The organism is Actinoplanes philippinensis (genome assembly GCF_900113015.1).
Taxonomy (GTDB): domain Bacteria; phylum Actinomycetota; class Actinomycetes; order Mycobacteriales; family Micromonosporaceae; genus Actinoplanes; species Actinoplanes philippinensis.
Genome location: NZ_FONV01000005.1, coordinates 100,520 through 116,077, shown reverse-complemented (window position 1 = coordinate 116,077; position 15,558 = coordinate 100,520). Strand labels below are relative to the sequence as shown.

At 67.5% G+C, this 15,558-nt stretch carries 10 protein-coding genes; 5 read left to right on the top strand and 5 right to left on the bottom strand.

The window, feature by feature from the left end; all coding sequences use genetic code 11:
• Positions 1-59 precede the first annotated feature (59 nt).
• From yajC to BM290_RS13935, 5 genes are all read left to right on the top strand, one after another.
• Positions 60-404, top strand: coding sequence for a preprotein translocase subunit YajC (yajC, locus tag BM290_RS13955; RefSeq protein ID WP_093613955.1), 345 nt, complete (start codon positions 60-62; stop codon positions 402-404).
• Positions 405-568: 164 nt separating this feature from the next.
• Complete coding sequence (secD, locus tag BM290_RS13950) at positions 569-2,476, top strand: protein translocase subunit SecD (RefSeq protein ID WP_093613953.1); 1,908 nt, start codon at positions 569-571, stop codon at positions 2,474-2,476.
• A 1-nt stretch (position 2,477) separates the two neighbouring features.
• Positions 2,478-3,647 carry a protein translocase subunit SecF gene (gene secF, locus BM290_RS13945; RefSeq protein WP_093613951.1) on the top strand — a complete coding sequence of 390 codons (1,170 nt, stop codon included), beginning with the start codon at positions 2,478-2,480 and terminating at the stop codon, positions 3,645-3,647.
• 67 nt (positions 3,648-3,714) lie between these two features.
• Positions 3,715-4,278: an adenine phosphoribosyltransferase gene (locus BM290_RS13940; protein WP_093613949.1), complete on the top strand. Its 564-nt coding sequence runs from the start codon at positions 3,715-3,717 to the stop codon at positions 4,276-4,278.
• Positions 4,279-4,411: 133 nt separating this feature from the next.
• Entirely contained in the window at positions 4,412-6,808 is a 2,397-nt protein-coding gene (locus BM290_RS13935) for a RelA/SpoT family protein (RefSeq protein WP_093613947.1), read from the top strand.
• A gap of 174 nt (positions 6,809-6,982) precedes the next feature.
• Here BM290_RS13935 and BM290_RS13930 read toward each other — a convergent pair whose 3' ends face one another.
• The 5 genes from BM290_RS13930 to BM290_RS13910 form a co-directional block, all read right to left on the bottom strand.
• Positions 6,983-7,480 (bottom strand): transposase, encoded by a 498-nt coding sequence (locus BM290_RS13930; RefSeq protein WP_177319703.1) that lies wholly within the window; start codon positions 7,478-7,480, stop codon positions 6,983-6,985.
• A gap of 216 nt (positions 7,481-7,696) precedes the next feature.
• A complete protein-coding gene (locus BM290_RS13925; protein ID WP_093613943.1) occupies positions 7,697-7,831 on the bottom strand; it encodes a transposase in 135 nt (44 codons plus the stop codon).
• 626 nt (positions 7,832-8,457) lie between these two features.
• Positions 8,458-12,765 carry a polymorphic toxin-type HINT domain-containing protein gene (locus BM290_RS13920; protein WP_177319702.1) on the bottom strand — a complete coding sequence of 1,436 codons (4,308 nt, stop codon included), beginning with the start codon at positions 12,763-12,765 and terminating at the stop codon, positions 8,458-8,460.
• A 106-nt stretch (positions 12,766-12,871) separates the two neighbouring features.
• Positions 12,872-13,468: a hypothetical protein gene (locus tag BM290_RS13915; RefSeq protein WP_143133738.1), complete on the bottom strand. Its 597-nt coding sequence runs from the start codon at positions 13,466-13,468 to the stop codon at positions 12,872-12,874.
• A gap of 326 nt (positions 13,469-13,794) precedes the next feature.
• Positions 13,795-15,192, bottom strand: a complete 1,398-nt coding sequence (locus BM290_RS13910) for an FG-GAP-like repeat-containing protein (protein ID WP_177319701.1) — start codon at positions 15,190-15,192, stop codon at positions 13,795-13,797.
• Between the last annotated feature and the right edge of the window lie 366 nt (positions 15,193-15,558).

Sequence of the window (15,558 nt, the reverse complement as noted above, 5' to 3'; positions counted from 1 at the left end):
GCCTTTTCGTGCCCGAGGCAAGTTATGCCCAAGCCGCAAGCGGCGGCGGTGAGTACTCGATGTTCCTGATCATCGCGCTGTTCTTCGTCGTCTTCTACTTCTTCCTGATCAGGCCGCAGCAGAAGCAGCGCCGCCAGGCTCAGGAGATGCAGAGCTCGCTCGGTCCGGGGGACCAGATCGTGACGATCGGCGGCCTGCACGGCACCGTCACCGGCGTGGTCGACAACGAGGTCCTTCTGGAGATCTCGCCCGGCGTCGAGGTGCGGTTCGCGCGTCCGGCGATCGCCAAGATCGTTCAGAAGTCCGGCGAGGTCATTCCGGAGCCCGACGTTCCCGCGCCCGCCGCGGACACGGACGCCGACGCGCCGGAGAGCCCCGTCACCGAGATCCGCAAGCAGGACTGACCCGCATTTCCCCGTACGCACCGGCCGCGTTGAGGTAATGACGGGCCGGTGCGTCAGCCCGCCGTTCGACAGTCGACGGCCGGTCACAGACAGATGGCGCCGCGTCGTCGCGCGGCCGATACACAGGGAGACCAAACGCCGTGGCACGACCACCACAGGGACAAATGCATCCTGGACGCCAACTCGGCGTGCTCGGTCTGGTCTTCGCAGTCCTCTATCTGCTCGTCTTCTTCGCGGCCGGCGCGTCGGGCAGCTGGCGGGACCGCCTGGAGCCGAAGCTGGGCCTCGACCTGATCGGCGGCACGCAGGCCACCTACATCGCGTCGCAGGCCGGCGGCACGCCCGCGCCGGATGCGATGGAGAAGGCCCGGGAGATCATCCAGAGCCGGGTCGACGCGCTCGGCGTCTCCGAGGCCGAGGTGGTCATCCAGGGCCAGGACACCATCGTCGTCTCGCTCGCCGGTGAGGCCAAGGAGCAGCTGAAAAGCCTCGGGCAGGCCGCGAACATGCGGTTCCGCCTGCTCACCGGGGTGACCGGCGACGTCGCCGCGACCGCGATCAACCCGCCCAGCGCGGCGCCGAGCGCCCCGGCGAGCGGCGCCCCGGCCGCCTCCGGCGCCGCGTCGGCGAAGCCGTCGGGCGGCGCGAGCGGCGCTCCGGAGGTCGCCAAGTCGGCGCCGACCGGTGGCCAGGGCGGCGGCGCGGAGGCGCCGAGCCCGAGCGTCGCCCCGTCGGCCGCGCCGTCCGCGGCCGCTCCGGCCCCGACGGCGTCCGCCGCCGCTCCGGCGCCGGTCGCGCCGAACGTGCAGGCGCTGCGCGCGGAGATCGCGAAGAAGGTGGGCCCGGCGTGGGCCGCCGCCGAGAAGCTGACCGCGCCGGTGGACCTGACCACCGACCCGGCCGCGGGCCTGCCGTTCAAGGCGTTCGCGTCGCTGACCGGCGAAGAGGTCAACGCGCTCGACCCGAAGATGCAGTTCAACGTGCCGACGATCGGCTGTCAGCAGCTCGACCAGCGGCCGAACGGCGCGATCGACGACATCAACAGCGAGGTCGTCGCCTGCTACCAGGGCGCCAAGGTGCTGCTGGACAAGGCCGAGGTGGTCGGTGACGACATCAGCGAGGCCGCCCCGCAGCTGGACAGCACCACCAACCAGTGGGTCGTCTCGCTCGACTTCAAGAGCGAGGGGCAGACCAAGTGGGCCGGACTGACCCGCAAGGCGTTCCAGGCCGGCGCGACCGAGCCGTGCTACATCGCGGCCTCGGCGTTCGGCTCGCAGGGTGAGGTCCACTGCTCGGTGGCCGTGGTCCTCGACAAGACGGTCATCTCCGCCCCGCAGATCCAGGCGGTGCTGACCGGCAAGTCGCAGATCACCGGCGACTTCGACGCGGTGAGCGCCAAGCAGCTCGCCGACCAGCTGAACTTCGGCGCCATCCCGGTGACCTTCCAGGCGGGCCCGGCCCAGACGATCACCGCGACCGTCGGCAGCCAGCAGCTGGAGGCGGGTCTGCTCGCCGCGGCCATCGGCCTCGGCCTGGTGGCGATCTACGCGTTCTTCTACTACCGCCTGCTCGGCCTGGTGATCTTCCTGAGCCTGTTCCTCTCCGCTCTGCTCACCTTCGGCGCCCTGGTCTTCCTGGGCCGCTCGATCGGCTTCACCCTGACGCTGGCCGGCATCGTCGGGTTCATCGTCTCGCTCGGTGTGGCGGCGGACTCGTTCGTCATCTACTTCGAGCGTCTCAAGGACGAGATCCACGAGGGCCGGAGCCCGCGCAGCGCGGTGCCGCGAGCATGGCAGCGCGCCAAGCGGACGATCCTTTCGGCGAACGCCATCACGATCATGTGTGCCGTGGTTCTCTACATCGTGTCGATCGGCCAGGTGCAGGGCCTCGCGTTCGCGCTGGGTCTCTCGACCGTGCTCGACCTGATCGTGGTGTTCCTGTTCCGTCACCCGATCATGACGGTTCTCGCCAGCACCAAGGCGTTCCTGTCGCCCAGGGTCAGCGGCCTCGGCCGTGTCCTGCGCAGCAGCCAGACCGAGGAGCCCGTCTCCTCGCGCGTGAAGGAGGCCTGACATGGCCAATTCCTCGAGTCTTGCCAACCGCCTCTACCGGGGCGAAGCCAACATCAACATCGTGGGCCGCCGCAAGACGTGGTTCACGATCGCCGCGGTCCTCGTGCTGATCGCGATCGGCAGCTTCGTCGTCCGCGGTTTCCACCTGGGCATCGAGTTCGCCGGTGGCAGTGAGTTCTCGGTCCCCGCGCAGGTGGCCGGGAAGACCCTCACCCAGACCGAGGTCTTCGAGGCGGTGAAGGCCGCGGCCCAGGCCGTGGAACCGAACGCGCAGGTCAACGCGGCTCAGCAGGTCGGCAGCGGCGCCGAGACCAACTTCAAGGTCCGGTCCGCGGCGCTGACCCCGACCGAGATGATCGGCGTCAAGGCCGCGATCGCCAAGGACCTCGGGGTCGCCGAGAACGACATCAGCGACCAGCAGGTCTCCTCGGCCTGGGGCGGCGCGGTCATCAACAAGGCGCTGCTCGGCCTCGCGATCTTCCTGGTGCTGGTGACCGCCTACCTGGTGGTCAGCTTCGAGTGGCGGATGGCGGTGGCGGCGCTCGCGTCGCTGGTGCTCGACCTGCTCGTCACCGCCGGGGTGTACTCGCTGGTCGGGTTCGAGGTCACGCCGTACACCGTGATCGGCTTCCTGACGATCCTCGGTTACGCCCTCTACGACGTGGTCGTGGTCTTCGACAAGGTCCGGGAGAACACCCGCGGCATCACCGGCGGCAGCACCCGGACCTACGCCGAGGCCACCAACCTGGCCGTGAACCAGACCCTGATGCGCTCGCTGAACACCGGTCTGGTGGCGCTGCTGCCGGTCGGTGGCGTGCTGTTCATCGGCGCCGGCCTGCTCAAGGCGGGCACTCTGAAGGACCTGGGCCTGGTGCTCTTCGTCGGCATGGGCGTGGGTGTCATCTCCTCGATCATGTTCGCCGCTCCGGTGCTCAGCTACCTGAAGGACCAGGAGCCGCGGATCAAGACCCACAACGCCCGGGTGCTGGCCCGCCGGGCGCAGCGCTCCGAGGACGTGGCGTCGGGCGCGGAGCGTACCCGCTCGGGCAACCGCACCGCGTCCGACGAGGTCCCGGCGTTCGCCGGCGGCACCACCCCGCGGCCGGGCGCACGCCCGACGGCCAAGCGCCAGGGTGGGGCCGGCAACCGGCCCGGCGGCAAGCGCCGCTGATCCGATCCGCTGGACGACGGCCCGCCGCCCCGAGGGGGTGGCGGGCCGTTCCATTAGGCTGTCCGCCGTGAGTAGCGAGATCCCCGCGGTGACCGGCGACAGCGGCCCGGAGTTGGCGGCCCTGGTCGCCGGAGGCACCGTCGACGTGCCCGATTTCCCGAAACCGGGCATCGTCTTCAAGGACCTGATGCCGTTCTTCGGTGACGGGCCGACGTTCCGCACGGTGATCGACGGCATCGTGGCGCACTACGGCGTCGGGTCGTTCGACGTGGTGGCCGGGGTCGAGGCCCGCGGCTTCGTGATGGCGGCCGCGATCGCCTACGCGACGGGCGTCGGCGTGGTCCCGGTGCGCAAGGCGGGCAAGCTGCCGCGACCGGCCTTCTCCGCGTCGTACGGGTTGGAGTACGGCGAGGCCACCCTGGAGGTCAGTGAGGGCGCGTTCGTGCCCGGACAGCGCGTTCTGGTGGTCGACGACGTCCTCGCCACCGGCGGCACCGCGGGTGCGACCATGGATCTGGTCGAGCGGGCCGGCGGGGTGGTCGCGGGATTCACCGTGCTGATGGAGCTGGGCTTCCTGGACGGCCGGGAGAGGCTCGGCCCGCGCAAGGTACACGCGCTGTTGACCGTTTGATCCGTCTTCGATGTTATTCGCCCGGTCGGCCCTGCTTATTCGTAGGTTCGGCCGGGGTATTCGGTGAGGCGGTGCGGGTAGGATGGGCGTTCCGAACAGACCAGATGATCCCGGCGAACGTGTGAGGAGGCCGGTGTCCAGCGACGTCGCCCCTCCGGCGGAGGGCACGGTGCAACCGACCCAGAGTTCGGGCGAGAGCCCGACTGGCGATCCCGAGACCACCCAGCCACTCGCGCCCGCTGACGAGGCCGGCGGTGGCTTCGCCGGTCTGGCGAGCGCGCCGACCGGGCGGCGGGTCCGCGCCCGCCTCGCCCGATTCAACGCTCCGTGGCAGAGCACCCAGGTCAGCGAGGTCCTCGAGCCGCTGATCGCGACGCACCGGGCCAGTCACCCCAAGGCCGACGGGCGGGCCCTGCAGAAGGCGTTCGACGTCGCGGCCCGGTGGCACTCCGGGCAGTATCGGAAGTCCGGCGACCCGTACATCACGCATCCGCTCGCAGTCGCGACGATCCTGGCCAACCTCGGCATGGACACGACCACCCTGGTGGCCGCGCTGCTGCACGACACCATCGAGGACACCGACTACTCGCTGGAGAGCATGCGCAACGACTTCGGCGCCGAGGTGGCGCTGCTCGTCGACGGCGTGACGAAACTCGACCGGGTCAAGCTCGGCGACGCGGCCAAGGCGGAGACGATCCGCAAGATGGTCGTGGCGATGGCCAAGGACCCCCGGGTGCTGGTGATCAAGCTGGCCGACCGGCTGCACAACATGCGTACTCTGACCTTCCTGCCCCGCGCCAAGCAGGAGCAGAAGGCCAAGGAGACGCTGGAGATCCTGGCCCCGCTGGCCCACCGCCTCGGTATGAACACGATCAAGTGGGAGCTGGAGGATCTGGCCTTCGGCACGCTCTTCCCCAAGCGGTTCGAGGAGATCAACCGCCTGATCGGGGAGCACCAGCCGCAGCGTGAGGCGCTGCTGCGCCAGGTGACCAACCGGGTCCAGCTCGACCTCAAGTCGGCGAAGATCAAGGCCGAGGTGACCGGCCGGCCCAAGCACCTCTACTCGATCTATCAGAAGATGATCGTGCGGGGCCGCGACTTCAACGACATCTACGACCTGGTCGGCGTCCGCATCCTGGTCGACACGGTCCGCGACTGCTATGCCGCGCTGGGCGTCATCCACGCGAACTGGCAGCCGGTGCCGGGCCGGTTCAAGGACTACATCGCGATGCCGAAATTCAACATGTACCAGTCGTTGCACACGACGGTCATCGGCCCGACCGGCAAGCCGGTCGAGATGCAGATCCGGACGTTCGCGATGCACCGCACGGCGGAGTTCGGCATCGCCGCGCACTGGAAGTACAAGGAGCAGAAGGGCGCGACGATCGTCGGCCCGCCGGCGCACATCGACGAGATGACCTGGCTGCGGCAGCTGCTCGACTGGCAGCGGGAGGCGAGCGACCCGTCCGAGTTCCTGGACGCGTTGCGCTTCGACCTGTCCAGCCAGGAGGTCTACGTCTTCACGCCGAAGGGCGACGTGATCCCGCTGCCGACCGGCTCGACCCCGGTGGACTTCGCGTATGCGGTGCACACCGAGGTCGGGCACAAGTGCATCGGCGCGCGGGTCAACGGCAAGCTGGTGCCGTTGGAGTCGCCGCTGTCGAACGGCGACGTGATCGAGATCTTCACGTCCAAGTCGGCGACGGCCGGTCCCACGCAGGACTGGCTCGGCTTCGTGAAGAGCCCCCGCGCCCGGACGAAGATCAGGCAGTTCTTCAACAAGGAGCGCCGCGAGGAGGCGATCGAGGACGGCAAGGAGGCGATCGTCAAGGCGATGCGCAAGCAGGGCCTGCCCCTGCAGCGCATGCTGACCAGTGAAAACCTCATGACGATCGCTCGTGACCTGCACCTGCCGGACGTGGCGTCGCTCTATGCCGCGGTGGGCGAGAGTTCGGTCTCGGCGCAGTCGGTGGTCCAGAAACTCGTGGCCGGGTTCGGCGGCGAGGAGGGCGCGGTCGAGGACATCGCCGAGACCGCCGTCGCGACCCGCCCCCCGCGCAACCGCAGCCAGGCACAGGATCCGGGTGTGGTGGTGAAGGGCGTCTCGGACGTCTGGGTCAAGCTGGCCCGCTGCTGCACGCCGGTGCCCGGTGACGCGGTCTTCGGGTTCGTCACCCGCTCCGGCGGCGTGAGCGTGCACCGGGAGGACTGCGCCAACGCGGAGGATCTGCGTGACCAGCCCGAGCGGGTGGTCGAGGTCAGCTGGAAACCGACGTCGGCGTCCACGTTCCTGGTGGCGATCCAGGTCGAGGCGCTCGACCGGCACAAGCTGCTGGCCGACGTGACCCGGGTGCTGTCCGAGGAGCGGGTCAACATCCTGTCCGCGACGGTCACCACCACCCGTGACCGGGTGGCGGTGAGCCGGTTCACCTTCGAGATGGCCGACCCGAAACACCTGGGCCACCTGGTCGCGGCGGTCCGCAAGGTGGACGGCGTCTTCGACGCCTACCGGGTCACCTCCGGCGCCTGATCGGCAACCGACGGGCGGGTCACAGTCACCCGCCCGTGTGACGCATGGGATAAAACTCCCCAGGACTCCCTCCTCCGGATTGACGAGCAACTCCTGGTGGACGGCTCCGCGTACGGTGTCCCAACGGGGGCGTGCAACAGGTCTTCGCCTGCGGCAGGTTTCCTGGAACGCGCGTCATGGCGCGGCGCCGGTGATGTCGGGCGACACGTGACTCAACGCGCCCCAGTCGGCCTCGCAGCTCTGCGGCGCGGCGATGGTCACGGTCGCCTGGAACGAGGTGCTGCAGGTCCTGTCGTGGCGTGTGTCCACCGAGCGGCATTGCTCGAGCCGGTTGAAGCAGCGTTCCACGACGTTGCGGTGGCGGTGGATCAGCTTGTTGGAAGTCGGTGGTCGGCAGCCGCGTGGGCCGTGGTTGCGTCGTTGTCGTGCTGGTCCGAGCCTTCCGGGATGGTGTGGGTGATGCCGCAGTGGCGCAGGTATCGGCGGATGGCGCGCCCTTGTTGGCGATGACGTGATGGGGTCGGGTCCGTGGTTGCCCGGCCCGAGTGGCTGGACGCGGATGGAGTTCATGACCTGCTCGAAGCGGACCCAGTCGCTGACGTCGCCGCCGGAGACCACGAAGGCCCGGGCCCGGCCTGCGCTGTCGCAGGCCACGTGAATCTTGGTGGTCAATCCGCCGCGGGTTCGCCCGAGGGCGTGATTCGACGGATCTGTTTCCGGCTGCCCCTTTGGTGCCGGCGGCGTGCTGATGGGCCCGCACGACGGCGCAGTCCACCAAGGCCAGCCAGTCGATGTCGGCGTGCGCGTCGACTGCGGCTTGGGCGGCGGCGGGCATTTTCGGATATGAGCCATCGATGGCCCGCCTACGGAACGGGTGTAGATCGATTTTCAGGAGCCGTATCGGGCGGGCACCTCACGCCAGGGCGTGTTGGAGCGGATCTTCCAGGCGATGCCGTTGAAGAACCGGCGGTCGTCCTCATGTGGACGACCGCCGGTGATCGCCGACAGCAGGTGCGGTGACAACGCCTGTCACTCGGCGTCGGTCAGCTCATGGCGACGGATCACCCCGCAGATCCGCACGGCTTGACGTCATTGCCGATGCGGATCTGGCGTTGAGGGGGGTGCCAAACTGCGGCCCGGTGTGTACGTGGAGGTTCGGACCGCGCCACCATTCCGGGTGGAACCGTGGCGCAACTGCTGCCGGTCAGGGCGTCCTCGCCGTCAGCGACCTTTGTTCATAGGTCACTGGCCGGGATCGATAACGGCCTTGAGGAGGGTGCTTCTGATCGGAAGATGTATCTCAATCTGTCCGTGCGAAGGGTCCAAACTGTGACTCTGATTTGAAATTGCCCTCATCTTCATGCCATTGACAATGGGTGGCGAATATATACGACTGGCCACCGTTGATCGCATACCAGTTTCCCTTGACTGAATTCGGGATGTCGACACCCCCAAAGGAGTGACCCGCCACAAGGTCTATCCGCAATTGCTCGAGCTGGGTCGGGAGATGCATGAACCTGACATTGGAGAAAAGGACGTCCACCCGCGTGGGGCTGGTATCCCGGAGGCTTCGGAGAAGTAATCGCGAATAGCTGACCGAGAAGTCCCAGACTTCAAATTCTCTTTCCCAGGACGCGATACTCGTCATTCTAGCCTCCTAGGTAGGCGGGTCGGGGGAAGGTGACGTCTTCGGTGCCCAGGGTAAATTTGATCGTACTCCAGTCACGGTTTCCCAGTCGCACTGCCCGGCCGAGGATATTCATCTCCCGTTGCGTGGTGAACCAGTTGTTTCCGCCGCCCTGCAGGTAGGCGTCCTCGAACAACTCTGCCGGCGTGGCGTTCGCCCGGCCGTTGCTCATCGTGAACCCATCCAGCCGCACATGGATCTCGGTTTTCGGGTGATTGTTGGCTATGTCGCGAACGTTGGCGAGGGCGTCTTCCATCGTGTCATCGAGAAAATGGGTGTATTCTTTTTCGTCGGCAAACTCGCGAAGACCTCTTTTTCGGAGGCCGAGGGCCAGATTCTCGTAAACGGTATCGCAGTTGTGCACGAGGACCGGTGTTTTTCCGGCGAGTACATAGTAGGTGTGCAGGTCGGCGATGGAGAGGTTATGCATGGTCTGGCGGCCGGTGAAGGTGTTGGCCGCTGTGACCTGAGCCTGATGGCCTTCAGGGGTGTGGAGGTTGGTGCCGGGTGTTAGGGCTCCGGCGTCGGTCCACGTTCCGGTGTCGGTGTTCCAGAAGGGGTGGTGGGTGGTGGTGTGCAGGGTGGCTGATTCGCCGGACGACTCTTGGATGGTGAGGTCAGTGAGGTCCGTATCGCTGTTGACGAACAGCTCGGTGACCGGCTTGTCCAGGGATTTTCCGGTGGTGGGGTCAGTCGACAGTACCCGGTCATTGAGCTGAATATCGGCGATTGGCTTACTGGTGCCGTCGGCCATGAGAACGGCAGTGCCGGCCGAAAAGCTGTTATGTGTAAGACAGGACGGAAGTTTTCCCTCGCCTTTGAACATGTTGCCGATGCGTGACTCGGAGACCGCCGACGTCCAAGCCCTGGAGCCCAGCACTCTGGTTTGTAGGTATGCGCCCATTCCGAGGCCGGCGGCAGCGCCGCCGCCGATGAGAAGCGCTTCGGTGCCGCCGATTGCTGCGGTGACGCCGATCATTTCGGGGGCGATGAAGGCGGTAGCCAGTTCGAGGCCGACCGCAAGAAAGCCGGCGCACGGCGGGATGAGGGCGCACCCCACGACCGCGACACCGACGACCACGACGGCTGCGACTTTCCAGGGGTCGTCCCACCAGTGCTTGTCCGCGTCCTGCATCTGCTTGACGATCATGGCCTGGTCGGTGTCGAAGGCCGGGTCCAGAGTGCTCTGCAGGCAGTTGTTGAACTCGTTGCTGTCGTGGTTGGGAAACAGCGTTTGGCAGGACGCGGCGTTGCGAGCAGCGAGCGCGGCGCGTTGCTCGTCGGTCATGGCGACCATGTCGAGGCACTTGTTGTAGGAGTCCTTGCCGTTAGGAACGCCGTCCTGCAGATACGCGCGGCACTGCTCGCGCATCTTGTTGCGGGCGGCTTCCTGTTCGGCCGTGGCTTTCGCGTTCGCGGCGTTGATCGCCTCGTTCGCGGCGTTGACCGCGGCTTGAGCGTCCTTGCCGGCGGCGACGGCAGCGTTGTGGGCGCGGTTGGCGTCGGCCTGGGCGCTGCGGGCTGACGCGGCGGCTCGGCGGGCGGATTGGTCCGCCCACATGGCCGAGCGTTCCGCGTCGTGCGCCGACGCGGCGGCGCGCTGCGCGGCGTCGCGGGCAGATTTGGCGGAGGCGGCGGCCCGGTCGGCGGATGCTTGCGCCTTCTGCGCGGATGCCTGCGCTTTCAGCGCCTCGCTGGCTGCGTTGCCGGCGGCGGTGTTGGCCTGCTGAGCGTAGACGCCGGCGGCTTTCGCGTCGCCACGGGCCGTGGCCGCAAGCTTCTGTGCGGTGTTGGCTTTCTGCACGCCGAGTTGGACGATCTGCTGGGCGTGCGAGATCAGCGCCGCCATTTCCGCCGCGTGCTGGGCGGCCGCCTCGTCGTCCTGCGCGGCTGTGTACTGGTCGAGGGTCAGGAACTGGTGTTGCATCGCGCGTGGGCCGTCCAGCGCGGCCTGGGCAAGCACCTGGAGTTTGGTGTTCTCACCGGCTGCGGCGAGGATCCGGTTGACCTTCATCCGTTCGTCGGTGGCGAGCGCGGCGTCTTGGCCCTTATTGAGGAAGGCGGTCATCGCGGAGAGGCTGCCGTCGTCCAATGCGATCTGAGCAAGATCGACGACGGTCTGATTGCCGGCGGAGACCGCAGCGGCCATCGCTTGGTTGACCTTTCGGCGCAGCTCCGTCAGTTGCAGCGGATAGGCGCCGGTACGCAGGAACGCTGCTACGTCGTTGTCGCTACCAGCCAGCGCTTTGGCGGCGGCGGCTTTCATCGCGGTGCTACCGGTACCCATGTCCGCGTCGGCGATCGCGGCGAGCTTGTCCCGGTTGTCCTGAGCCGCGGCGAGCGGCAGCTGCACCCGGACGAAGTTGATCGCGAGGTTGTCGCCGGCGCCGAGCGCCGCGATCGCGGCCTGCTTGGTCCACGGCCCTCCGGACACCGCGAGGTCGAGTGCGATCCTGCGGGTATCGGCCAGCACAGTTGCCTGTGGTGTATCAGGGGCGTTGACTTCAGCGATCAGCTGATTGGTCGCTGCGCTGCGCTTGGCCACTTCCTCCATGGCCGCGCTGTTCTGCGCGGCCATGGTGATGAAGGCGTCCTTGGCGGCCACCGCGGCCTGATCGGCCTGCTCACCGATCTGCTGAATACGGGCGTTGTCGGCTTCGCGGGCAGCCTCGTACACCTGCTGGGCGGTGGTGACCGCCGCGACTGCCTGATTTGCGGCGTCGGTGGCGGCGTTAGCGTGTTGGGTGGCCAGGTTCGCATCGACGCCGGCGTCCGCAGCGCGGTCGGCGGCTTTTTCGGCTGCGGTTGCTGCGGCTGTCGCCTTGCCGGCGGCCGCCGACGCGGCCTTGGCGGAGGTCGCGGCGGCATCGGCGGCGACATTCGCGAAACGTGTCGAGGCTTGCGCGGCCTTCTGCGATCGAGAGGCGTTCGCCCGCGCCACCGCGGCCTGCTGATGCGCTCGCCGGGCTTCAGCCGAGGCGTCCCCGGACGCGTCAGCGGCCCGGTCGGCGGCGTTCGCCGCGTTCGTTGCTTCCACCGCCGCGCCATTGGCCGCGTCGGTGGCCTGCTGCGCCGCGAACTTCGCTGCGTTGCCGGCGTCCCCGGCGGCCTTGGCGGCAGTACTGGCGTCCACGGCCGTGTTACGGGCCTTCTCCGCAGCCGTGCGCGCGGTCTTGGCGTCGCCGGCTTTGGACACTGCGGCGCTGGCGGCCTGGTAGGCGTCAGCCGCAGCGTCACCGGCCCTTGTCGCCGCGGCGGCGGCCCGCGAGGCGGCGGCAGCTGCCGACCGTGCGGCGTCGCTGGCCGCGTTGGCAGCGCCGATCGCCTCTCTGGCCGCGCCGGCAGCGCGGGTCGCGGCGGTCGCGGCCTGTCGTGCCGCCTTTGCCGCCAGCTTCGCGTCGCCGTGCGCGGATGCTGCCAGATCCGCAGCCGTCTTCGCCGCCGCCTTCGCACCCGCCGTCGCGGCCGCGGTCCGCTCTGCTGCCTCCTTGGCCGCGTCAGCCCGCTGCGTGGCGCGCTCCGCGGCGGCGATCGCTGAACCGGTGAGGTCGGCGATGGTGGCGGCTTCCTGGTCCCGTGCGGTGGCCAGCGCCCATCCCGAACCGATGAACTCGGTGTAGGCGTCAACGTTGTGAGCGTCCAGCGCGGCTTGCGCCGCGTCTTTCACCTTCGGTCCGCCCGCGGCCATGATCTGGTTGACCCGCATCCGCTGGTCGGTCTCGAACGCACCCTGCCAACCAGTGGCAACAAAGTTCTTCAGGGGACTCGAAACAGAATCTTCCGAGTAGTCGGAATCTTCCGAGCCAGCCTCTGGAGTCTTCGCGTCCAGAGCCTTCTGCGCGGCGGCTCTGACCGACGGTCCGCCCGCGGCCATCATCTGATTGACCCGTAGCCGCAGATCGGTGTTCTGCGCACTGACCCAGCCGGACTCCAGGAACGTCTTGACGGCGTTCGGATCGGCAGCATCCAGTGCTTGCTGGGCGAAGGCCCGCACCGTGGGTCCGCCCTGCGCCATCATCTGCTGGACGGCCGCTTGTTGGTCGAGCTTCTGTGGCTCCTGCCAGCCGACGGTCACGAACGCTTCGATCTCGGCATCGCCGCCAAGCAGAGCCTGCTCGGCGGCGGCCTGCACCATCGGCCCCGCGGCCTGCCACACCTTCAGAACATTCGCCCGGTCCAGGCCGGGATCCCGTACTGGGTCCGCCGCATGTGCGGCCGCCGGCGGGGCAAGGAAAGAAACGCCGATCGTGAGCACGGTGGCGAACGCCACCCCGGCCCGATACGACCACCGATCCAGCGGTGACACCCGGGTTGTTCCCCATCTCGGCGTCCTCCGCCGTAACCGGTGCGACTGAGCCGTCTCTGTCATCACGTGCCTATGCACCGGTGACGACCAGTTCGAGCAGGGTGGCGTCCGCATTGGCCTCGTTGATGCCCTTGCCGACCTGAATTGTGTTCTTGGAGCTCAGCGGCACCACGGTCTCCTGCCCGCCCTCGGGCTGGATCTTCGCGACGGATTTGACGGTCTGCCCGGCGGGTGCCGCGGTCCGGCCGTCCAACTCGTACACCGCCGGCACCTTCAGGCTCAGCTGTCCACTGGCGGCGAGCACGTCGAAGCACAGTTGGATGGTGTCCGCCGGCTCCACCACACTGCGTGTCAACGCCTGACCATCGAGCTGCGGGCCGGCGACGACCACGATGCGGCCCGCACCCGCCACCCGGGCGGGACAGTTCTCATCCACCCTCACCACGCTGTTGAGCACGATGTGCCCGTCACCACTGGTCAACTCGACCTTGCGGTCCGCCAGCACCGGGGCCAGATCAGCCGGGACCCCCGGATACGAGTAGTTCTCCACCAGCGAGCCGAGAACGTCGCCGCCGGTGGGTTCGGCTGCTGACGCGACCGCCGCGCCGATACCGATCACCGCGGTGATCGCCACGCCTACAGCGATGAAACCAGGAATTGCCTTCATGCTATTTGTCGCCCCTTGTGCTGTCTTATGGCATCGACCGATGCCTTAATGGTTGGAAGTGCTTCACACGGCCCTTGCGCCCCGCCCGCTGACGTCGCGCCGATCGGTCAGTCGTTCATGCGTAGCCACGACAGAGCGCCGCTGTCACGGCCGGCCAGCGGATTGCTCCCGTCGCCGGAGCTCAGCTTGACGTTTGAACAGGGAGAATCTCCGGCGGGTTCGGATCGGTGTTCGCCTCTGTCAGCGAGTCCGGCCGCTGGTGCACGTCCCGGCCGGCATCGCCTACACGACGGCGTCGTGATCTCTTTGCGACCGGTACAAACAATTCAGGAGCTGATGGCGTGGAATCCGCGCCATTGTCCGCCGCTGGGCCACATCAATCCGGCGTCTCGGAGTTTGCCTTTGCCGTCGCCGGCGAAGAGGAGCATGTCGTCGTTGGCGTTGTGGCCGGCGATGTCGGTGTTGCCGTCGTTGTTGAAGTCGCCTGCGGTGATGGCGTGGAATCCGCGCCATTGTCCGCCGCTGGGCCACATCAATCCGGCGTCTCGGAGTTTGCCTTTGCCGTCGCCGGCGAAGAGGAGCATGTCGTCGTTGGCGTTGTGGCCGGCGATGTCGGTGTTGCCGTCGTTGTTGAAGTCGCCTGCGGTGATGGCGTGGAATCCGCGCCATTGTCCGCCGCTGGGCCACATGAGCCCGGCGTCTCGGAGTTTGCCTTTGCCGTCGCCGGCGAAGAGGAGCATGTCGTCGTTGGCGTTGTGGCCGGCGATGTCGGTGTTGCCGTCGTTGTTGAAGTCGCCTGCGGTGATGGCGTGGAATCCGCGCCATTGTCCGCCGCTGGGCCACATGAGCCCGGCGTCTCGGAGTTTGCCTTTGCCGTCGCCGGCGAAGAGGAGCATGTCGTCGTTGGCGTTGTGGCCGGCGATATCAGCATTGCCGTCGTTGTTGAAATCGATCCTCGGCCGCAGAGGAGTACTGGTGGATGCGTCGATCCAATCGTTGAGGTCATCCACCCGGGTGCTGACGACACCGGTCGGCGCGTCCTCTCCGGCCCCGAGGCATCCGGCTTGCCCACTGCTGGTGGCGACCCCCATCAGCAGCTGACGACCGTTGGCCTCGCGGAATACCGGTCCGCCGCTGTCGCCACGGCAGACTGTCACGTCGCGCGTGTTGGTGAGCCGTACCGAGGGGGCGCTCGCCGCCGACTCGACAGTGACATCACCCGCGTGCTGGTGGGTGGGAATCCACTCAGACCGGGTACGTCCGTATCCCGCGATCCGCCACACCTCGCCGACCGCGGGGGCGGTGTCCCCGAGAACGATGGGCGTCAAGCCCGTGACGGCTCTGTTCAACCGCACGAGAGCGACGTCCCGATCAGAACGTGACACGACCCGCGTGGCAGTCAGGACCTGACCGGTGCCTGTGGTCAGATCGGGGCGCCCGACAGTGATCGTGGTGGTCAGCGGGGGTACGTCGTTGGCAAGGGGAACACCATTGCGGGCGAAACACGCGGCTGACGTCAGAACCCATTCCGCCCGAACGAGTGCGCCGCTGCACCCACGAGCGTCCGAAGCGCCCGGCACACCCACTTCAATCTTGGCGACGAAATCATAGTCGCTGGCCGCCGTCGCACCGGCCGCCTGTGCCGGAACACCGGCCCAAGGATTGGTGACCGCCACCGCCCCGGCGGTCACCACGGCCAGCAGAGATTTTTTGTTGCGTCTCACCACATTGCTCCCCATCTTCGGGTACGAGATTCATTAAGGAGTGAGCCTGTTCCGCGCCATGTGTAGCGCTGGATCAGGGTCGCCCTGAGATCGGTGGAGCCGTGAAGCGTGATTACGGAACAGCCGACTGGTCGTCATCGGCAACGGACCGAAAGCGCAGCCGGCGAAAAATATTCAGCAAGTCATGGTGGAGGTGGCCGAGATCGGCGCGTCGGCCGATAATGAAGCCCGCATCCGCCGCGGCAGATCGTTGCGCACTCGCGCCCTTGCCGAACCTGCCGAAGGCCGTCGTGTGGGTCGCGCTCCGAGTGGCCATTAATCGAAACTTCGCCGAATCGCGAGCGCCAAGATGCGGACGCTATAGGG

Excerpts from the sequence above, each read along its gene's own strand:
- yajC (WP_093613955.1), top strand. The coding sequence starts at position 60 with ATGTTCCTGATCATCGCGCTGTTCTTCGTCGTCTTCTACTTCTTCCTG.
- secD (WP_093613953.1), top strand. The coding sequence starts at position 569 with ATGCATCCTGGACGCCAACTCGGCGTGCTCGGTCTGGTCTTCGCAGTC.
- secF (WP_093613951.1), top strand. The coding sequence starts at position 2,478 with ATGGCCAATTCCTCGAGTCTTGCCAACCGCCTCTACCGGGGCGAAGCC.
- BM290_RS13915 (WP_143133738.1), bottom strand. The coding sequence starts at position 13,468 with ATGAAGGCAATTCCTGGTTTCATCGCTGTAGGCGTGGCGATCACCGCG.